Annotated in this window: 17 protein-coding genes; 11 read left to right on the top strand and 6 right to left on the bottom strand. The window is 68.7% G+C overall.

The features are described from left to right. The first annotated feature begins 2 nt into the window (after positions 1–2). On the top strand, positions 3–2,228 hold the full coding sequence (locus tag HUK68_RS00360) for a DUF1631 family protein (protein WP_175502399.1): 2,226 nt from the start codon (positions 3–5) through the stop codon (positions 2,226–2,228). Here HUK68_RS00360 and dprA read toward each other — a convergent pair whose 3' ends face one another. The 3 genes from dprA to HUK68_RS00345 are packed head-to-tail and all read right to left on the bottom strand — an operon-like array spanning position 2,229 to position 4,773. Beyond that, positions 2,229–3,407 carry a DNA-processing protein DprA gene (gene dprA, locus HUK68_RS00355; RefSeq protein ID WP_244146219.1) on the bottom strand — a complete coding sequence of 393 codons (1,179 nt, stop codon included), beginning with the start codon at positions 3,405–3,407 and terminating at the stop codon, positions 2,229–2,231. It abuts the gene before it with no gap. Between the two features lie 10 nt (positions 3,408–3,417). Beyond that, on the bottom strand, positions 3,418–4,614 hold the full coding sequence (locus HUK68_RS00350; protein WP_175502398.1) for a LysM peptidoglycan-binding domain-containing protein: 1,197 nt from the start codon (positions 4,612–4,614) through the stop codon (positions 3,418–3,420). A gap of 9 nt (positions 4,615–4,623) precedes the next feature. Next, positions 4,624–4,773, bottom strand: coding sequence for a hypothetical protein (locus tag HUK68_RS00345; RefSeq protein ID WP_175502397.1), 150 nt, complete (start codon positions 4,771–4,773; stop codon positions 4,624–4,626). Here HUK68_RS00345 and def point away from each other — a divergent pair. The 10 genes from def (at position 4,772) to HUK68_RS00295 (ending at position 13,342) form a co-directional block, all read left to right on the top strand. Continuing rightward, on the top strand, positions 4,772–5,278 hold the full coding sequence (gene def, locus HUK68_RS00340) for a peptide deformylase (protein WP_175502396.1): 507 nt from the start codon (positions 4,772–4,774) through the stop codon (positions 5,276–5,278). The two genes, HUK68_RS00345 and def, sit on opposite strands and share 2 nt — an antisense overlap. Further along, positions 5,278–5,787: a hypothetical protein gene (locus tag HUK68_RS00335; protein WP_244146218.1), complete on the top strand. Its 510-nt coding sequence runs from the start codon at positions 5,278–5,280 to the stop codon at positions 5,785–5,787. Before def ends, HUK68_RS00335 begins: the two co-directional genes overlap by 1 nt. Positions 5,788–5,815: 28 nt before the next feature. Then, positions 5,816–6,778 carry a methionyl-tRNA formyltransferase gene (fmt, locus tag HUK68_RS00330; RefSeq protein ID WP_175502395.1) on the top strand — a complete coding sequence of 321 codons (963 nt, stop codon included), beginning with the start codon at positions 5,816–5,818 and terminating at the stop codon, positions 6,776–6,778. Further along, entirely contained in the window at positions 6,775–7,623 is an 849-nt protein-coding gene (locus tag HUK68_RS00325; RefSeq protein WP_175502394.1) for an AzlC family ABC transporter permease, read from the top strand. The genes fmt and HUK68_RS00325 overlap by 4 nt, the downstream gene beginning before the upstream one ends. Next, positions 7,620–7,955, top strand: coding sequence for an AzlD domain-containing protein (locus HUK68_RS00320; protein WP_175502393.1), 336 nt, complete (start codon positions 7,620–7,622; stop codon positions 7,953–7,955). Before HUK68_RS00325 ends, HUK68_RS00320 begins: the two co-directional genes overlap by 4 nt. Positions 7,956–8,123: 168 nt before the next feature. After that, a complete protein-coding gene (locus HUK68_RS00315) occupies positions 8,124–9,317 on the top strand; it encodes a phosphoglycerate kinase (RefSeq protein ID WP_175502392.1) in 1,194 nt (397 codons plus the stop codon). A gap of 74 nt (positions 9,318–9,391) precedes the next feature. Further along, entirely contained in the window at positions 9,392–10,228 is an 837-nt protein-coding gene (gene pyrF / locus HUK68_RS00310) for an orotidine-5'-phosphate decarboxylase (protein WP_175502391.1), read from the top strand. A gap of 174 nt (positions 10,229–10,402) precedes the next feature. Next, positions 10,403–11,296 (top strand): LysR family transcriptional regulator, encoded by an 894-nt coding sequence (locus HUK68_RS00305; protein WP_175502390.1) that lies wholly within the window; start codon positions 10,403–10,405, stop codon positions 11,294–11,296. A 103-nt stretch (positions 11,297–11,399) separates the two neighbouring features. Continuing rightward, positions 11,400–12,377 (top strand): Bug family tripartite tricarboxylate transporter substrate binding protein, encoded by a 978-nt coding sequence (locus HUK68_RS00300; RefSeq protein ID WP_175502389.1) that lies wholly within the window; start codon positions 11,400–11,402, stop codon positions 12,375–12,377. Next, entirely contained in the window at positions 12,374–13,342 is a 969-nt protein-coding gene (locus tag HUK68_RS00295) for a M14 family metallopeptidase (RefSeq protein WP_175502388.1), read from the top strand. The genes HUK68_RS00300 and HUK68_RS00295 overlap by 4 nt, the downstream gene beginning before the upstream one ends. 105 nt (positions 13,343–13,447) lie before the next feature. Here the strand turns inward: HUK68_RS00295 and HUK68_RS00290 are convergent, their stop codons facing one another. The 3 genes from HUK68_RS00290 to uvrA form a co-directional block, all read right to left on the bottom strand. Next, positions 13,448–15,898, bottom strand: a complete 2,451-nt coding sequence (locus HUK68_RS00290) for a glycerophosphodiester phosphodiesterase family protein (protein WP_175502387.1) — start codon at positions 15,896–15,898, stop codon at positions 13,448–13,450. A gap of 123 nt (positions 15,899–16,021) precedes the next feature. Continuing rightward, positions 16,022–17,167 (bottom strand): NAD(P)/FAD-dependent oxidoreductase, encoded by a 1,146-nt coding sequence (locus tag HUK68_RS00285; RefSeq protein ID WP_175502386.1) that lies wholly within the window; start codon positions 17,165–17,167, stop codon positions 16,022–16,024. A gap of 86 nt (positions 17,168–17,253) precedes the next feature. Next, positions 17,254–20,298 carry an excinuclease ABC subunit UvrA gene (gene uvrA / locus HUK68_RS00280; protein ID WP_175502385.1) on the bottom strand — a complete coding sequence of 1,015 codons (3,045 nt, stop codon included), beginning with the start codon at positions 20,296–20,298 and terminating at the stop codon, positions 17,254–17,256. Positions 20,299–20,365: the final 67 nt, after the last annotated feature.

Genomic DNA, 20,365 nt, shown 5'->3' with positions numbered 1-20,365 from the left:
CCATGGCTTCCCCGCCCCCGCCCCCCGCCGCGCCAGCCACCGGGCTGGTGCGCCAGGCGCGCCAGCAACTGGCGCAGGACCTGGCGCAGGCGCTTCCAGACCTGGCGCTGCGGCTGGATGCGTTTCTCGAACATCTTGCCGACCAGGTCGGCACGCAGCGCGAGATGCAGGCGCACCGCGATGTACTTGAACGCTGGCGCGCGCAGCAGTCGGCCTGGGTGGCCGCCTGCGGCAACGCGCTCGAGGCGGCGCTTTCCGCCTCGCTGCTGCCCGCCGCGGCCACGCGCGGCAACGCGCCGCTGCCGGATGCCTTCGAGCTGCTCAGCGACGACGCCATCGAGAACCAGATCCAGGCCGCGCGGCTGGCGCTGGCGGCCGATGAAATGGCCGGCAGCAGCTTCGAGGCACTGCGCCTGCGCAGCCAGTGGCTGCAGCACCACGAACTGGCCGCCGACGACCTGCTGCGCCCCGAAACCTTCTGCGAACTGCTGGTCGACCAGTGGCGTCTCGCCGGGCTGCCGCGCGCCGACCTGCAGGACGTGACCGCACCGCTGCAGACGGCACTGGGCGAGCTGCTGCAGACCGCCTATGCGGCGCTGCACGAACTCTATGACCGCGAGGGTGTGCCGGCGTCACGCGAACTGGCGGTGCTGCGCCGCCATCCGGACACCGTCCAGCCCGCGCTGCAGCTGCCCGCGGCCCCGGCCAAGGCCGCCGCGCCAGCCCACCCGCTGCTGCGCGCGCGCCACCGGGCCCAGGAGGTGGTGCAGCAGCTGCGCCAGCTGCTGTCGCCGGGCCGCGCCGGCAGCGCGTCGGCAGCGCCGGGCCCGGCGTCGCAAAGCCTGCTCCAGGCATTGGCTGAACAGGCGCCCGCCGAAGCTTCATGGCAGTCGGAGATGTCGGCCATGGGCACGGCGTCCGGCGGCGTGGAAATCAGCCAGCTGGCGCGCGCGCTGCGTCAGCGCTCCAACAGCTGGAAGCAGCAGGCCACGGCGCCCGGCGACCGCGCGGCCATCGAAGTGGTGGCGCTGATGTTCCAGAGCATCCTGGCGCAGGACCGCATTCCGCCGTCCATCCGCGTATGGTTTGCGCGGCTGCAGCTGCCGGTGCTGCGCGTGGCGCTGGCCGAGCCGGATTTCTTCAGCAACCTGCAGCATCCCGTGCGGCTGCTCATCGACCGCATGGGGGCCTGCGTGCTGGGCTTCGACGCGACCAGCATGGGCGGCAGCGTGCTCGAGGCGGAGATCGCGCGCATCGTGCAGACCATCGAGCAGTTTCCCGAAACCGGCCAGCGCGTGTTCCAGCTCGCGCACCAGGAGTTCGAGAAGTTCCTGGCCGGCTACCTCACGCAGGAGCAGCCCAAGGCCAGGATCGTTTCGGTGGTGCAGCAGATGGAGGAAAAGGAAACGCTGACCATCCAGTACACCATCGAGCTGCGCCGTCTGCTCAAGGACATGCCGGTACGCCCCGAGCTGCGCAATTTCCTGTTCCGCGACTGGGCCGAGGTGCTGGCGCTGTCGGCGGTGCGCGTGGGCGCGGCGCATGACCAGACCCTGGCCTTCAAGCGGGCGGCCAGCGACCTGGTCTGGGCCGGCAGCGCCAAGCCCACGCGCGAGCAGCGCGCGCAGTTGATCCGCAGCCTGCCCGGGCTGCTGCAGTGCCTGCGCGAGGGGCTCACGCTGATCGGCATGTCCGCCAGCGCCCAGGCCGAGCAGCTCAAGCGCCTCACCGATACCCTGGCCGAGGCCTTTGTCGCCAAGACCGCGGCCATTGCGCCCGAGGATCTCGAGGCCATGGCGCGGCGCCTGAGCCATCTCGAAGAATTCATGAGCGCCGAGGGCCTGCCCGGGGACACGCCGCTGTCGGCCGAAAACCTCGAGAAACTGCTGGGCGTCGACATTGCCGGCTTGCAGGTGCTGGGCAACACGCCGCAGCCGGTCGACGCGCCCCAGCTGCAATGGGCGCGCACGCTGCAGCCCGGCAGCTGGTTCACGCTCGACCACAACGGCACCAGCCTGCAGGTGCAATATTCCTGGCACAGCAACCAGCGCCAGCTGCACCTGTTTGCCACGCTGGACGGGCAGTGCTATCTGATGCCGCTGCAACGGCTTGCCGGCTATCTGCAGTCCGGCCTGCTGGTGTGGCACGACGCCGAAGGCGTGACGCTGCGCGCGACGCGCGATGCATTGGAGAAGATCGAAGCGAATCCGGAGCGGCTGCAGGCCTAGTCAGCCACGCTCGACGCGCTGGAACAGGCCGCCCGCCAGCCGCGCCACCCGGCCCGCGAGTTCCAGCTCCAGCAGCGCTGCCTGCAGTTGCGCCGCGCTCCAGCCGGTGCGCGCCACGAGTTCATCGAGCCCGAGCGGATCGAAGCCCAGCGCGGCCAGCAGTTCCCTTTCCATGGCCGTCGCGCGCGGGCCGGCGGGCGCGGTGGCGGGCGCGGCGGCTTTCGGCAGGCCCTGGAGCTCTTCCAGCACGTCCTGTGCGGTCTCGACCAGTTTCGCGCCCTGGCGCAACAGCGCATGGCAGCCGCGCGACTGCGGCGCGTGGATCGAGCCCGGAATGGCAAACACCTCGCGCCCCTGCTCCAGCGCCAGCCGCGCAGTGATCAGCGAGCCCGATGCCAAGGCCGCCTCGACCACCAGCGTGCCTTGCGCCAGCCCGGAAATGATGCGGTTGCGCTGCGGAAAATGCGCGGGCAGCGGCGGCGCGCCGAGCGGGTACTCGCTGACAAGCAGGCCCGCGCGCGCAATGCGCTGCGCGAGCGCCGCATGCCGGCGCGGATAGGGTTGGTCCAGCCCCGTGCCCCAGACCGCAATCGTGGCCGGACCCGCATCGGCCGCGCGCCCGGCCTGCGCGGCCTGCAGCGCACCTTCGTGGGCCGCGCCATCGATGCCCAGCGCCATGCCCGAGACGATGCACAGGCCGGCCGCGCACAACTCGTGCGCCAGGCGCTGCGCGTCGATCAGGCCCTGGGCACTGGGATGGCGGCTGCCGACCACGGCCAGCGCGCGCTGCTCGGGAAACAGCGGCGCCGCGCCCTCGAAAGCCCGGGCGGCGCCGGCGACATGCAGCAGCAGCGGAGGATCCTCGGTGGCCAGCAGGCCGGCCGGGTAGCGCGCATCGCCAAGCGTGATCAGCGCATGCACCAGTCCCTCGGGCGCCGACTGCAGCCATTGCGTGCAGGCCTGGATGGCGTCGCGCTGCGCTGGCGCGAGGGTCAGCAGCGCAGCCATCTGCGCCGGGTCGAGCACGCTGCGCAAGGCCGTGGGCGGGTGCGTGAACACCGCCGGCGCCGAGCCGCACAGCGCGAGCAGGCGCCGCGCCAGCGCGCGGCTGATGCCCGGCGTCTGCGCCAGCCTCAGCCAGGCCGAGAGTTCGTCCTGGTCCAAGGCCTGCGGGTCCATGGCTGCCCGTTCAGCGCGGCGCGACCAGGTGGTCGCCGACCACAACGGGCCGCCGCACCTCGAGGATCAGCGCATAGGACACGCGGTCGAAAGTGCGAAACACCATGGCCAGGCCATTGCGCTCGCGCGGCAGCTGCATCTGTTCGCGCTGTTCGGTGGTCTTGTCCTGGATCACATCGCCCTGGGTCACGAGCTGCAGCACCTGGCCTGCGGCCATGGCGTCGCGCGTGCCGCGGTTGATGGCGATCACCTGGTTCTGCGCCGCGTAGCGGATCGCGGAATCGCCGTAGAGCGAGACCACGCGCGCGTTGACCTCGCCCCGGGGCGCGTGCGGCACATAGTTCGAGTAGCTGCGCTCGGGCGCGGGCAGCAGCCGGTCGCCCGCATAGATCTCGCTTTTCGCATCGGTGATGTCGATGGTCGCCGGCACCCGGTTTTCACGCAGCTCGCCCTTGGCGTCCTGCAGCGTCACCAGGGTCTCGCCCTCGACCAGTTCGGCCTTGCCCATGTACTGGGCTTCATAGCCCAGGATCTCGCCCGTGTCCGGGTCCGTGAGCGGCAGGGCTTCGCGGAAGATGCGCCAGGAGCGCGTGGCCGCCGAGTCGGGCCGCGGCACGAGGTCGGCGCTGCCGCGCACATAGGCGCGGTCGCCCGTGGCCATGATCACGCGTTCGTCGGTCGTGGCGACGATGCGCGGCGCCTGCGCGAGCCGCTCGGCATCGACCACCAGCGGCTGCACCAGGAAGGGCTCGATCAAATGCGCGGGCAGCGTGGGCAGCGCCATGTCGGCCAGGCTCTCGCTGCGCGTGCGCGGCGACAGCCGCACCGTGGGCGTGCCCTGCGCGCCGGCGCCACCCATGCGCAGGCGCGCATAGCCGTTGCTCTTGTCGAGGTAGAGCACCTGGCCGGGATAGATCAGATGCGGATTGGCAATCGCTTCGAGGTTCATGCCCCAAAGCTCGGGCCAGCGCCAGGGCCGGCGCAGGAACATGCCGGAGATGCCCCACAGCGTGTCGCCGCGGCGCACGGTGTACTCGTCGGGGGCGGTCGAGGACAGCTCGCTCAGCGGCACGCCCTGCTGCGCCACCTGCCGGGCGGTGGCGCGCTGCGCAGACGTCACCGGATAGTTCTGGGCATGCAGCGTGGACAGCGCGGCCAGCAGCATGGCCCCGACGCCGACGGTCCGCGCATTGGAAAATGCCGTCATCTCACTCCCTCAATTGGTCTCGCCGCAGCCGGGCAACACGTAACAAAGCTTCACGGATTCTCGGCGCAAGGCCTTGATCAGGCAATGATTATTGGAGCGGTGCCCAGCGAATAAACGCAAAAGTGGCGAAAATAGCGACATCATTTTCTTGGCTGCCATGGCAATTCTTCCCATCCTCTGCTTTCCCGATCCACGCCTGCACAAGGTGGCCCAGCCGGTCACCGTGGTGGATGAACGCATCCAGGCGCTGGTGGCCGACATGCTCGCCACCATGTACGACGCCCAGGGCATCGGCCTGGCCGCGACCCAGGTCGACGCGCACGAGCGCGTGGTGGTCATCGATGTGTCCGAGGAGCGCGACCAGCCGATGACGCTGATCAACCCCGAGATCCTCTGGGCCAGCGAAGACAAGCAGGTCGGCGACGAAGGCTGCCTGTCGGTGCCCGGCATCTATGACGGCGTCGAGCGTTCGACCTCGGTCAGGATCCGCGCGCTCGATGAAAAGGGCCAGTCGCGCGAGATCGAGGCCGAAGGCCTGCTGGCCATCTGCATCCAGCACGAGATGGACCACCTGATGGGCAAGGTGTTTGTCGAATACCTGTCGCCGCTCAAGCGCAACCGCATCAAGACCAAGCTGCTCAAGCAGCAAAAGCAGGACCGGTGATGGACTTGCGCCCGGTGCTGTTGCAATGGGCGCGCCGGGCAGTTTGGGGCGTCGCCGGGCTGTGGCTCAGCGGATGCGCCATTGCCGAATGGCAGAAGATCGGCACGCCGCGTGCCGAAGTCCTCAAGGACATGGGCCGGCCCACGCTGACCGTGCCCCTGCCCGCTGGCGGCGAGCGCCTGCTCTACAGCCGCCAGCCTGCGGGCCAGCAGGTTTACCACTTCGACTTCGATGCGCAGCAGCGCCTCGCGCGCGTGCAGCAGGTGCTGACCATGCAGCAGTTCTTCGCGTTGCGCAATGACGTCGATACGCGCGCCAGCGTGCTCCAGCAGTTCGGCCCGCCCGCGCTGGTCGAGGGTGTGGCCAGCTTCAAAGGCGACATCTGGACCTACCGTTTGCTGGACAATGGAGCTTCACGCCAGGCCCATGTGCACATCGACCCCGCGGGCGTGGTGCGCCGCGTAATGTTCACCGACGAAGTATTCAACGACAGCGACCCTCTCGACTGAGAGGCCGCGCCTTTCCCCTTGTGATTGCATGAACGTCATCTTTGCCGGTACGCCGGAATTCGCCAGCGTGGCCCTGCAGCGTCTGCTCGATGCGGGCTTTCGCGTGCCCCTGGTGCTGACCCAGCCCGACCGGCCCGCGGGCCGCGGCATGAAGCTCCAGGCCTCGCCCGTCAAGCAGTGCGCGCAGGCGCATGGCATTGCCGTGAGCCAGCCGCGCAGCCTGCGCCTCGACGGCAAGTATCCCGAAGACGCGGCCGCGGCGCAGCAGGCGATTGCCGCCGCGCAGGCCGACGTGATGGTAGTGGCTGCCTATGGCCTGATCCTGCCGCAATGGGTGCTCGATGCGCCGGCCAAGGGCTGCCTCAACATCCACGCCAGCCTGCTGCCGCGCTGGCGCGGCGCTGCGCCCATCCACCGCGCGATCGAAGCCGGCGACCGCGAGACCGGCGTCACCATCATGCAGATGGATGCGGGCCTGGATACCGGCGACATGTGCCTGGTGGAGCGCCTGCCCATCGGCCCGGATGCGACCACCGCCAGCCTGCATGACGAACTCGCGCTGCTCGGCGGCCGGCTGATCGTCGAGGCGCTGGAGATGAGCGCCTGCGGCGGCCTGCCGCGCACGCCCCAGCCCGCCGAGGGCGTGACCTACGCGCACAAGATCGAAAAGGCCGAGAGCTGGATCGACTGGCGGCTGCCGGCCGCGGCCATCGACCAGCGCGTGCGCGCATTCACGCCCTTCCCCGGCGCCGCGAGCCAGTGGCAGGGCGAAACCATCAAGTTCTGGGAAGGCCGGCCCGCGCCGCGCGCGCAGGATGCCGCGCCCGGCACGGTGCTGGCCGCCGATGCCGCAGGCGTGGTCGTGGCCTGCGGCGAGGGCGCGATGCGCTTCACCCAGCTGCAGCGCGCGGGCGGCAAGCGCCTGCCCGCGGGCGACTTCCTGCATGGCTTTGCGCTGCCCCCGGGCGCGCAGCTCGAAGCCGCGCCATGAACCAGCGTTCCGCAACCGGCGCCCAGGCCGCCGCGCTGGCGCAGCGCGCGCTGGGCATTGCGCGCGACCCGGCCTTCCAGCTGGGCATGCGCGACCTGAGCGGTGTCTCGCTGGGCATTGCCGCCTGGGCGCTGGTCACGGGCGTGGCCATGGTCAAGAGCGGCATGTCCGTATGGATGGCGCTGTTCATGTCCTTCGTGGTCTACGCCGGCAGCGCCCAGCTGGCCGTGCTGCCGCTGATGATCGCGGGCGCGCCGCTGTGGGTGGTGTGGTTCACCGCGTTCTGCGTGAACCTGCGCTTCGTGATCCTGAGCAGCATGTGGCGCAGCTATTTCGCGCATCTGGCGCGCCGCCACCGTCTGGCGCTGAGCTATTTCAGCGGCGACGTGATCTTTGTCGCATTCTTCAAGCGCTATCCGGGCGGCGAGCGCAGCCCGGAGCAGCTGCCGTATTTCTGGGGCGCGGCCGCGACCAACTGGACGGTCTGGCAGGCGTTCTCGGTGGCCGGCATCTTTCTTGCCGACCAGGTGCCGCTGTCATGGGGCCTGGGATTTGCGGGCGTGCTGGCGCTGCTGGGCGTGCTGTATTCGATGCTCACCGACCGCACCACCTGGAGCGCGACCGGCGTGGCCGCGGCCGTGGCCGTGGCGGCGTTTGCGCTGCCGCTCAAGCTCAACATCCTGGCGGCGATCGCAGCGGCCGTGGCCGTGGGCCTGATGATGGAAAACACCGAACGCCGGCTGCGCGAGTGGCGCGCCGGCCCGGCGAAGCTGCGCGCGCCCGATCCGGCACGCGGCGAGCGCAATCCGGTGCTGCCGCTCGATGACGAGGAGCCGCGCCCATGATGGACTCCTGGTGGCTGTTTGCCCTGAACTGCCTGGGCCTGGGCGCGATCACGCTGATCACGCGCGCGTTCTTCATGTTTCCCGAGCGCGAAGTGCCGATGCCGCACTGGCTCAAGCGCGGCCTGAAGTACGCGCCCCTGGCCGCGCTGGCGGCGGTGATCGCGCCCGAGCTGGTCATCACCCAGGGCGCGCTGATCCAGACCCTGCTCGACGCGCGCCTGCCGGCGGTGATCTGCGCCACGGCTTATTACTTCTGGAAGCGCGGCATTCTGGGGACCATCGTCGTGGGGATGGCGGTTTACCTGCCGTTGCATATCGGGCTCGGATGGTGAAATTGCCGCTTTGGCCCTTCGACAGGCTCAGGGCGAACGGTTCATTTTTCCGTTCGCCCTGAGCCTTGTCGAAGGGTGCAGGGCCGCGGCGTACCGCAACTCCACGCCCTACAATGTCGGCGCCTTTCCCTCAACGTCTCACTGCCTGCTGCCAGGCAATCCGCTGCCATGAACATTCTTCGCTTCTCCGATCTGTGCGCCCAGGGCAAAGCCCAGGGCCAGCGCGTCTTCATCCGTGCCGACCTGAACGTTCCGCTCAACGACGCGGGTGAGATCACCGAGGACACGCGCGTGCGTGCTTCGGTGCCCTGCATCGAGATGGCGCTCAAGGCCGGCGCGGCGGTGATGGTCACCAGCCATCTGGGCCGCCCGACCGAAGGCCAGTTCCAGCCCGCCGACTCGCTCGCACCGGTCGCCAAGCGCCTGTCGGAGCTGCTGGGCCGCGAAGTGCCCGTGGTCGCGGACTGGGTCGACGGCGTGCAGGTCGCGCCCGGCCAGGTCGTGCTGCTGGAGAACTGCCGCGTCAACGTCGGCGAGAAGAAGAACCAGGAAGCACTGGCGAAGAAGCTGGCCGCACTGTGCGACATCTTCGTCAACGACGCGTTCGGCACCGCCCACCGCGCCGAAGGCACGACCTACGGCATCGCCCAGTTCGCGCCCGTGGCCTGCGCCGGCCCGCTGCTGTCGGCCGAGATCGATGCGCTGCAAAAAGCCCTGGCCGCGCCCGCGCAGCCGCTGGTGGCCATCGTGGCCGGCTCCAAGGTCTCGACCAAGCTGACGATTCTCGAAGCGCTGTCGCACAAGGTCGACCAGCTGATCGTCGGTGGCGGCATCGCCAACACCTTCATGCTGGCCGCGGGCCTGAAGATCGGCAAGTCGCTGGCCGAACCCGACCTGGTGCCCCAGGCCAAGGCGGTGATCGACGCGATGGCCGCGCGCGGCGCGCAGGTGCCGATTCCCACCGATGTGGTGGTCGCCAAGACCTTTGCCGCCGACGCGCCCGCGACCATCAAGGCCGCGACGGAGGTGGCCGATGACGACCTGATCCTGGACATCGGCCCCGACACCGCGAAGCGCCTCGCCGAACAGCTCAAGGCCGCGGGCACCATCGTCTGGAACGGCCCGGTGGGCGTGTTCGAGTTCGCGGCGTTCGAGAACGGCACGCGCATCATCGCGCAGGCGATTGCCGAATCCAAGGCCTTCAGCATTGCCGGCGGCGGCGACACGCTGGCGGCGATCGCCAAGTACGGCATCGAAGACCAGATCGGCTATATCTCCACCGGCGGCGGCGCGTTCCTCGAAGTGCTCGAAGGCAAGAAGCTGCCGGCCTTCGAAATCCTCGAAAAGCGCGCCAACGGCTGATTGCCGCGCCAACGCCCTGCTTCGAAGCCCCGCATGCCGGGGCTTTTTGCATCCCGGCCTTAAAATCGCGCCCCATGACTTTCCTCGACATGCTGCGCAACGCCGGCTCGCAAAACCAATCCATGCTGTGCGTGGGCCTCGACCCCGAACCCAACCGCTTTCCCGCGGCCATGCAGGGCGATGCCTCGAAGATCTTCGATTTCTGCGCCGCCATCGTCGATGCCACCGCCGATCTGGTGAACTCGTTCAAGCCGCAGATCGCCTATTTCGCGGCGCACCGCGCCGAAGACCAGCTCGAGCGCCTGATGGCCCACATGCGCGCCGTGGCACCGCACGTGCCGGTGATTCTCGACGCCAAGCGCGGCGACATCGGCTCGACGGCCGAGCAGTACGCCAAGGAAGCCTTCGAGCGCTATGGCGCCGATGCCGTGACGCTGTCGCCGTTCATGGGCTTCGATTCCGTCGCGCCCTATCTGAAGTACGAAGGCAAGGGCGCCTTCCTGCTGTGCCGCACCTCCAACCCGGGCGGCGACGACCTGCAGGCGCGCACGCTGGCCGATGTGCCGGGCAGCCCCAAGGTGTTCGAGCATGTGGCCGCGCTGGCGCAAGGCCCGTGGAACCTCAACGGCCAGCTGGGCCTGGTGGTGGGCGCGACGCGCCCGCACGAGATCGAGCGCGTGCGCGAGATCGCCCCTACGCTGCCGCTGCTGATTCCGGGCGTGGGCGCGCAGGGCGGCGATGCCGTGGCCACGGTCAAGGCCGGGCTGCGCGCGCACGGCAGCATCATCGTCAACTCGTCGCGCGCGATTCTCTACGCGTCGTCCGGCGCCGACTTTGCCCAGGCCGCGCGCGCGCAGGCCGAAGCGACGCGCGAGACCTTGCAGCAAGCGGCGCGCGAAGCGCAACGCTGATATGAAGCACCCCCTGAGCCGCTCACGCGGCTTCCCCCTCTCAGCCTTCGGTGGAGGGGGACGGCAGCCTCGCTGCGGGGCGGCCCTTGCTCGCTGCCCCTGGGCTGGTGCAGGCCAGTTTTATAGGATTCATGCAATGGTCGACACCATGCTGCGTTAAGCAAGGCACTGGTTATGCAGATCAAGTGGCTGGAAGACTTCCTGATGCTGGCCCAGGAGCGCAGCTTCACGCGGGCCGCGGAACTGCGCCATGTGACGCATCCAGCGTTCGGACGCCGCATCCGCGCGCTCGAGGCCTGGAGCGGCACGGCGCTGGTCGTGGCCGGCAGCAGCCCGGTGCGGCTCACGCCCGCGGGGGAGGCCTTTCTCGAGACCTGCGAACTGATGACGCGCACCCTCGCGCAGTCGCACGAGGAGCTGCAGACCATTGCCGGGCGCCAGGCGCAGACCATCCTGCTGGCCACGGGCCGCACGCTGGCGCGCACCATCGTTGCCGACTGGCTGCTGCGCCTCGGGCCGCTGCTGCAGACCAGCCCGCTCACGGTCTACACGCGCACGCTGCACGAGGCCGTGACCATGCTCGAGCAGGATGAAATCCACTTCTCGCTGATCTACCACCACCCGGCCATTGCCGTGCGCTGGGACGCGCGCCAGTTCAGCTACGTGAACATCGCCAGCGACCGGCTGGTGCCGGTGTCGCGCGCCAACCCCGAGGGCCAGGCGCGGCACAGCTTTGCCGCGCCCGGCAGCGTGCCCTATCTCGCCTACCCGCACCGCATGGCGCTGGGCCGGCTGGTCGAGGACCATCTGTCGCAGAACCCCGATGCGCCGCGGCTGCAGCGCATCCTCGAATGCGACTCGGCCGATGCGCAATACGAGTATGTGCACAAGGGCCTGGGTGTGGCCTGGCTGCCCTGGTCGATGGTGCATGCCGACTGCAAGGCGCGGCGCCTGGCGCTGGCCGGCACACGCAACATGGAAGTGCGTTTCGATGTGCGCATGTACCGCGCCAAGCGGCGGCTGAGCGCGGCAGCCGAGGAATTCTGGAATCGTGTGACACAACGCTAGCCGCGTTCGATGTGCCACAACGGCACGGCCTGGTGCCGTTATGGCACCAGCCAAGCGCGCAGGACTTTTTACATTCGACGTTATTCAATCCAGGAATCGTCCCATGCAAAATCGTTCTATCCTGCGCCGCACTGCCCTCGCCTGCGGTATCGCTCTGCTGGCAGCCGGTTCGGCCTTCGCCGATGCCTCGTACCCCAACAAGCCGATCACCATGGTCATCGGCTATCCGCCGGGCGGCAGCACCGATCTCGTGGGACGCATGGTCGGCACCGAACTCGCCAACCGCCTGGGCCAGCCGGTGGTGATCGAGAACCTGGGTGGCGCGGGCGGCGCGATTGCCGCGCAGAAGGTCGCCAAGTCCGCACCCGATGGCTACACCATCATGGTCGGCGCGAACAACGAACTGGCCATTGCGCGCCTGATCAACAAGAGCCTGAAGTACACGATCAAGGACTTCACGGCGATCGGCATGGTGGCTTCGCAGCCGCTGGTGCTGGTGGCGTCGCAAAAGGCCGGCGTGAAGAACACCGACGAGTTCATCGCCGCGGTCGCCAAGGCCCCGGGCCAGACCAGCTACGGCAGCTCGGGCGTGGGCACCTCGCTGCACCTGGCCGGTGAACTGGTCAAGGAACAGGGCAAGCTGCAGATGACGCACATCCCCTACCGCGGTGTCGCGCCCCTGACCACCGACCTGGTGGGCAACAACATCGAGTACGGCATGTTCGTGCTCTCCAGCGGCCTGCCGCAGATCCAGTCGGGCAAGGTGATTGCGCTGGGCACGACCGAAGCCAAGCGCTCGGCCATCACGCCGAACATTCCTGCGCTCGCCGAAAATCCGGCGTTCAAGAACGTCGACATCAGCGTCTGGTTTGCACTGATGGCCCCGCCCAACCTGCCCAAGCCCATCCAGGACAAGCTGAAGAAGGCGCTGAACGACACGCTGGCCTCGGCCGAATTCCGCAAGAAGCTGGCCGCCACCGGCTCGGTGGTCTCGGATGCCAAGCTCGATACCGACAAGTACATCGCGTCCGAAATCGCCAAATACACCAAGATCGTTGAATTCGCCAAGATCGAAGAATGAGCACACTGCAATTTGACCTGCCGGCGCCCGACATCGGCGCCTGGCGCGCGGGCAATACCGGCACCGAAGGCGTCTGGCGTTTCGATTCGGGCCTGCCCGGACGCAACGTGATGATCACCTCGCTGGTGCATGGCAACGAACTCAGCGGCGCCTGGGCCGTCAAGGGCCTGCTCGAAGCCGGCCTGCGCCCGCTGCAGGGCACGCTGACGCTGGTTTTTGCCAACCTGCAGGCCTTCGACCGTTTCGATGCCAATGCGCATGACGCATCGCGCTTCACCGACGAAGACCTGAACCGGCAGTGGAGCGACGAGCGCATGGACGCGGCCGACAGCAACGAGCGCCGGCGCGCCGCAGCGCTGCGCCCGTTCGTGCGCCAGACCGACTGGCTGCTCGACCTGCACTCCATGCACGAGCCCTCGGCGCCGCTGCTGCTGACCGGCGTGCAGCCGCGCAACCAGCTGCTGGCCAAGCAGATGGGCGCGCCCACGCATGTCGTGATCGATGCGGGCCACAAGGACGGCACGCGCCTGCGCGACTACGGCCGCTTCGGCCTGCCCGACGAGCAAGCCGGCGACTCGCGCACGCTGCTGGTCGAGTGCGGCTTCCATGGCGACCCGGCCAGCCGCGACATAGCCCAGGACCAGTGCCTGCGCTTCCTGCTGGCCTCCGAAGTCATCGACCAGGCCGAGGCCGACCGCCTGCTGCCCGGCTGGCGCCTGCCCGACCCCGCCCCCCAGCTCGCGCTGACCGTGACCGGCCCGGTGGTGGCCAAGAGCGCGGCTTTCCGCTTCAACGCCCCGTTCACCGGCCTGGAGCACTTCGCCAAGGCCGGCACGGTCATCGGCGACAACGACGGCGAGCCCGTGCTCACGCCCTACGACGACTGCGTGCTGGTCATGCCCTCGGTACGCCAGGCGCGCGCCGGCGTGACGGTGGTGCGTTTTGCGCGCTGCGCGCCGCTCTAAACCACGCTGTGGATAACTTGGTGCGCACGCCGCGCTGAGATGTCCTTTCCAAGAAAAAAGCCTCCATGCCAAAAAGCATGGAGGCTTTGTTTTGGGGCGCCTGGCTTACTGCGCGCCCACCTGCACCGTCATCGGCTTGGCAAAGATGGTGTAGCTATAGGTGCCGGTGCCCATCTTGTGGGTGTAGCCGGGCAGCACGGTGGCCGTGCCGGCGGCGGTGAAGGTCACGCGGCCATCGCTGCCCACGGTGTGCGCGGGCGAGCCGTCCAGCACCACCATCTGGTTGCTGAAGGCCGAACTGAGCGTACCGACCTGGGTGGTGAGGTCGACCGCGGCGGCAAACGGGCTGCCGATCGTGGCGCTGGCCGTGGCCGCCGTGCTGATGGCCACCGGGAAGTCCTTGGCCCAGTACGCGTGGTCGGTGGTGATGCCGTGCGTGCCGTAGCTGTAGAAGCGGTAGAAGTCGTTCTCGGTGTTGATGGTCCAGGGCCAGAAGGTGGTGCCGCGGTGCTTGCCGGCTTCCATCGTGGCCTGGGTCAGGCCAGCGAACGAGGGGTTGTAGGTCGACGAGTAGAGCTGCGTGCCATTGAGGATGTTGCGCAGGTTGACCGCCACATCGCCGGCATCGGCCGAGCTGTTGAGGAAACCGGTGCTGATCTCGGGCAGGGTCTCGGCCATGCGGTTGAGCTGGTCGCCGCTGAACGAGATCGCCACCACCTGGTCCCTGACGCCGGCCTTCTCGAGTTCTTCCTTGAGCAGCGGCACGATGCCCGCGGTGGTGCTCTTGAGCTCGATGAAATGGCTCACGTTGCGGCCCTTGAACTCCGCGAAGAACTCCTGCAGCGTGGGCACCGAGAGGCCGCTGGGCTTGGTCTTGAGCTGCTTGACCTGGGCCAGCGTCATGTCCTCGATGCGGCCCGTGCCGTTGGTGGTGCGCGTGACGGTGTCGTCATGCATGATGACCAGATGCCGGTCGGTGGTCATGTAGATGTCGTTCTCGACCGCATCGGCCCCGGCAGCCACGGCCGCGCGCGCGCCCTCGAGCGTGTTCTCGTCGGTCGTGCCGGGCATGCCGCGGTGGCCCGTGACCAGCGGCTTGCGCAGCAGCGTGTTAGCCGGCAGCTGCTTGAGCACCGCGCTGTAGACGCCGGCGTTGGCCGCGATCACGCCATTGACACCCGTGGTCAGCACTTCGGCGGCCGCGGCCGGCGTGGTGGCCGTCGACTTCGCCCAGGGCGTGAGCAGCAGGCGCTGCAGGTGGGCGACCGTCGTGCGGTTGGTCATGGCGGCGGGCAGCACCGCGATCTTGGCCTTGGCGCGGTTGGTGGCGCTGACCACCTGCAGGATGTCCTGTGTGGTGTTGCCCAGGATGGAGACGCCCGAGAAGTCCACCGCGGTGCGCACCGCGGGAATGGCGCGGCGCGCGCTGGCCAGCAGCTCGACGTTGTCCGACAGCAGGGTCACATCGCCCAGGTCGTTGTTGCTGCGCGCGAACTGGGCCAGCGCGGTCACGGTGGCGCTGTCGGCAATGCGCAGCACCGGAATGGTGTTGCGGTCGGCCTGGGCGAAGTAATGCGCAAGCGAAGCCAGGCTTTCACCGCTTTCGCTGCGCAGGTTCAGGCTGCTGTCGATGACGAACAGCGCGTTGCTCGCGCCGCTGCCTGCCAGCTGCGTCTGCGCCGACATCGGCTGCACCAGCGTCGGCGCCATCGAGGCCGGCGTGCCCGTGTCCTGCACGGCAATCACCTTGCTCACGTCGGGCAGCGCCGTCAGCTGCTGCGTGACCTTGATGCTGTCGACGCGCATGATCGCGCCCGTGGTCTGCAGGCCGACGCCGCCCTTGGCCATGGCTTCGTCCAGCGTCATGTCATGCGTCAGCATGTTGTCCAGGTACTGGCGCACGCGGTTGCCGTGGACGATCACCGTGGCGGTATAGGTCTTGGCCGGGTCGATGTTCTCGCTGAAGGCCTTGGTGCCCGTGACCAGCCACTGGCCGTTCTTGCGCTGCGCGAACTCCGTGCCATTGCTGGCCGTGGCGGTGACGCGCACCGCGAACTGGTAATAGGGGTCGTAGGGCCGCGCGTTGTCCGCGCCCGAGGTGCGGTACATCACGCTGGCCCAGCGCGTGGCGTTGTTGGGCGACTCGATGGTGAACTGCGCGTCGATGCGGTAGTTGCTCAGCGCCTGCAGGGACGCCGGCAGCACCACCGCCGTCATCTCGCTGCTGTGGGCGCGGCCGTCGATGATCAGGCTGCCGTCGCGCACGGACACCGTGCCGCGGTTGCCGGCCGGCGCGCTCCAGCCCGCGGGCAGTGCCGTAAGGCCATCGAAGCTTTCGTCGATGTAGACCTCGGCCACGGGCGCGGGGGTCTCGGGCGTGGGCTCCTCGGGCGTGGGCGTTTCGGGCGTCGGAGTTTCGGGTGCGGGGGTCTCGGGCGTCGGCAGCGTGGGCGTGGTGGGATCGGTCGGGGCCGGGCTGGCGTGGTTGTTGTCGCCGCCGCAAGCTGCCAGGCTGATGGCCAGAAGGGCCGCGGCCACCGTCTTCGATTGATTCATCTCGTCCTCTTTTTTGCGAAAAGTCCGAATCTACGGGCGTTGCATGACACCGGTATGGCGCACGTGTGACAAACGGGCGTGAAAAGTTCCTGCGCCAGCCTGTGGATAAAAATGTGGACAAGGTCACCGCAGCCGCGCCGGCGCCAGCCGTTCGGGCAGCACGCCCTGGGCCGCGAGGCCTGCATCCAGCGCCTCGCCCAGCAGCAGGTTGCGCGCCAGCAGGCCGGCCGCATAGGCGGTCTGAATGCCATAGCCTCCCTGTGCGGCCAGCCAAAAGAAGCCTGGCTGGCCTCGCGCCGGTGGCGCATCCCAGCCGATCACCAGTTCGCCGTCGGCGACAAAGGAGCGCAGCCCGGCCCAGGTATGCGAGGGCCGGCGGATCTGCATGGTCGTGTTCTGCTCGATGTGGAAAATTCCGGTGGCAACGTCGATTTCCTCGGGCACCACGTCATGCGGCGTGGTGGGATCAGCATTGGCCGGCGAGCCCAGCATCTGGCCTGCATCGGGCTTGAAATAGAAGCTGTCGTCGACCCCCATGACGGCAGGCCAATGCCGCGCATCCACGCCCGCGGGCGCAGCAAAGGTGAATGCGCTGCGGCGCTTGGGCACCAGCCCCAGCGGCACGACGCCGGCCAGCGCGGCCAGCGCGTCGGCCCAGGCGCCCGCGGCATTCACCACCTGCCGCGCCGCGATCCGGCTGCCGTCGGCCAGGCCGATCTGCCAGCAGGCATTGCTCGCATCGCGCGCCAGCGACACCACCTCCGCCGCGCAGCGCAGATGGCCGCCGCCCAGACGCAGGCCGCGCAAAAAGCCCTGGTGCAGGCCGTGCACCTCCATGTCGCGCGCGTTTTCATCGAGAAAGCCGGCCACGATCACGTCGGCGCGCAGGCAGGGCACCAGCGCCAGCAGCTCGTCCTGTTCAAGCCAGCGCACGGCCTGGGAATGGCGGCGCGCCTCGGCATAGGCCGCGTCCAGCTCGGCGCGTTGGTCGGCACGTGCGACATAGAGCGCGCCGCGTGGGGACAGCACCGGCTCGGGCATGAAATCGGCGGGCGGGGCGGTGTAGAACGCGCGGCTGGCGCGCGTCAGCGCCTGCACCTGGGGCGGACCGTAATGCTCGAGATACAGCGCCGCCGAACGGCCCGTGGAGTGATAGCCGGGCTGGGTCTCGCGTTCGAGCACCAGCACCGACGCACGGCCGGACAGCTGCCAGGCAACGGATGCGCCCGCAATGCCGGCGCCGACCACCACGAAATCAATGGGAGACATGGAACCTCCTCTGGCCGCTATGGTTGCCCGCGGCATGGCTGGTGCCTGTCGGCGCACAGGCGCATGGCAAGCCAGCGCCGGCCGCCTTATGCCAGATACCGCCGCAGGTAATGCCCGGTATGGCTGCCCTCGTGCGCCGCGATCTGCTCCGGTGTGCCCGTCGCCACCACGGTGCCGCCGCCCGCGCCGCCCTCGGGGCCCATGTCGATCAGCCAGTCGGCGGTCTTGATCACGTCGAGGTTGTGCTCGATGACGACGATGGTATTGCCTGCGTCGCGCAGCTGGTGCAGCACCTTGAGCAGCAGGTCGATATCGGCAAAGTGCAGACCGGTCGTGGGCTCGTCGAGTATGTAGAGCGTGCGCCCGGTATCGCGCTTGCTCAGCTCCTGCGCCAGCTTGACGCGCTGCGCCTCGCCGCCCGACAGCGTGGTCGCGCTCTGGCCCAGGCGGATGTACGACAGCCCCACGGCCAGCAGCGTCTGCAGCTTGCGCGCGATGGCCGGCACGTCCTGGAAGAACGCATGCGCGTCCTCGACCGTCATCTGCAGGATCTGCGCGACGTTCTTCCCCTTCCACAGCACTTCGAGCGTCTCGCGGTTGTAGCGCTCGCCCTGGCAGACGTCGCAGGGCACGTAGACATCGGGCAGGAAGTGCATCTCGACCTTGACCACGCCGTCGCCCTGGCAGGCCTCGCAGCGGCCGCCCGCGACGTTGAAGCTGAAGCGCCCCGGGCCGTAGCCGCGCTCGCGCGCGATCGCGGTTTCGGCCATCAGGTCGCGGATGGGCGTGAACAGGCCGGTATAGGTCGCCGGGTTGCTGCGCGGCGTGCGGCCGATCGGCGACTGGTCGACATTGATGACCTTGTCGAAGTACTCGATGCCCACCACCTCGTCATGCGGCGCGGGCTCTTCGCTCGCGCGGTAGAGCTGGCGCGCGACCTCGGCATAGAGCGTGTCGTTGACCAGCGTGCTCTTGCCCGAGCCCGAGACGCCCGTGACGCAGGTCAGCAGCCCAACAGGAAACTCCACCGTGACGTTCTTCAGGTTGTGCCCGCGCGCGCCGACCACGGTGATGGCCTGCAGATCGCCCTGGCGCGCCACATGCTCGGCCTGGCGCTCGGCGCGGCGCTGCGCCGCGGCCGAGACCGGAAAGCGCGACTTGCCCGGCGCGGGCGCGGGTTCTGCCGACTTGACCACGGGCAGCCAGGGCGTGCGCCGCTTGGGCACCTCGATGGTCTGCGTGCCCGCGAGATAGCGGCCGGTGGGCGAATCGGGGTTGGCCTTGACCTGCTCGAACGTGCCCTGCGCCATGACGCGGCCGCCATGCAGGCCCGCGCCCGGGCCCATGTCGATGATCTGGTCGGCGGCGCGCATCATGTCCTCGTCGTGCTCGACGACGATCACGCTGTTGCCGATGTTGCGCAGGTGTTCCAGCGTCGCGATCAGCCGGTCGTTGTCGCGCTGGTGCAGGCCGATGCTGGGTTCGTCAAGCACATACATCACGCCCGTGAGGCCGCTGCCGATCTGGCTGGCCAGGCGGATGCGCTGGGCCTCGCCGCCCGACAGCGTCTCGGCGCTGCGGTCCAGGCTCAGATAGCTCAGGCCGACATCGTTGAGGAACATCAGCCGCGAAGTGATCTCGCGCACCACCTTGTCGGCGATGTCGGCCTTGGCGCCGTGCAGCTTGAGACGCGCAAACCAGGCATGGGCCTCGGCCAGCGTGGCGCGGCTGACCTCGTAGATCGCGCGCTGCTCGTCGCCCTCGCCGATGCGCACCCAGCGCGCCTCGCGCCGCAGCCGCGTGCCTTCGCAGTCGGGGCAGCAGCGCGTGCTGCGCAGCCGCGCCAGGTCGTCGCGCACCACGCTGGAGTCGGTTTCGCGGTAGCGCCGCGCGATGTTGGGAATGACGCCCTCGAACGGGTGGTGCTTGATCAGCGGCTTGTCCTTGTGCTTGCCGCTGTCGCTGAAGTAGGCAAAGCCGATGGCCTCTTCGCCCGAGCCCCAGAGCACGGCATTGCGCACCGCCTCGGGCAGTTCCTCGAATGGCTGCTCGATGTCGGCGCCGTAATGCGCGGCCACGCTTTCCAGCATGGTGAAGTAATAGGCGTTGCGCCGGTCCCAGCCCTTGATCGCGCCGCTGGCCAGGCTCAGCGAGGGAAAGGCCACCACGCGCTCGGGATCGAAGGCATCGCTCAGGCCCAGGCCGTCGCAGGTCGGGCACGCGCCCTGCGGCGAGTTGAACGAGAACAGCCGCGGCTCGAGCTCGGGCAGCGAATAGCTGCAGATCGGGCAGGCGAACTTGGCGCTGAACCAGTGCTCGGCGCCGGTGTCCATCTCCAGCGCGATCAGCCGGCCGCCGGCCTCGGCGCCGCCGGCGCGCAACGCGGCCTCGAAGCTCTCGGCCAGGCGCTGCGCGGCATCGGGGCGCACCTTGAGGCGGTCGATCACCACGTCGATCGAATGCTTCTCGTTCTTTTGCAGCTGCGGCAGCGATTCCACTTCGTAGATCTGGCCGTCGATGCGAAAGCGCACATAGCCCTGGGCCTGCAGCTGCGCGAAAAGCTCGGTGAACTCGCCCTTCTTCTCGCGCGCCAGCGGGCCCAGCACCATCAGCTTGGTGTCCTCGGGCAGCGCCAGCGCCGCATCGACCATCTGGCTGATGGTCTGCGACTGCAGCGGCAGGTGGTGGTCGGGGCAGTACGGCGTGCCGGCGCGTGCATAGAGCAGGCGCAGGTAGTCGTTGATCTCGGTGACCGTGCCCACGGTGGAGCGCGGATTGTGGCTGGTGGCCTTCTGCTCGATGCTGATGGCTGGCGACAGGCCTTCGATCAGGTCGACATCGGGCTTGTCGAGCCGGCCCAGGAACTGGCGCGCATAGGCCGACAGGCTCTCGACGTAGCGCCGCTGCCCCTCGGCATAGAGCGTGTCGAACGCCAGGCTGGACTTGCCCGAGCCCGACAGGCCGGTGATCACCACCAGCTGGTTGCGCGGAATATCGAGATCGATATTCTTCAGGTTGTGCGTGCGCGCGCCGCGGATGCTGATGCGCGACTGTGCCAGGGCGTGGCCCAGATAGCGGCCGCCATCACTGGCGCCAACCTGCTCGGAAGAGGGATGGGTGGAGTCGTTCACGGGCGCAGGCGTTCCATGCGGGGAAACCTAGCATGATAGTCAGGCTGGCCCCGGAAATGCGGCGGAC

It is taken from the genome of Comamonas antarctica, assembly GCF_013363755.1.
GTDB lineage: Bacteria > Pseudomonadota > Gammaproteobacteria > Burkholderiales > Burkholderiaceae_C > Comamonas > Comamonas antarctica.
This window is presented reverse-complemented; position numbering and strand designations above follow the sequence as displayed.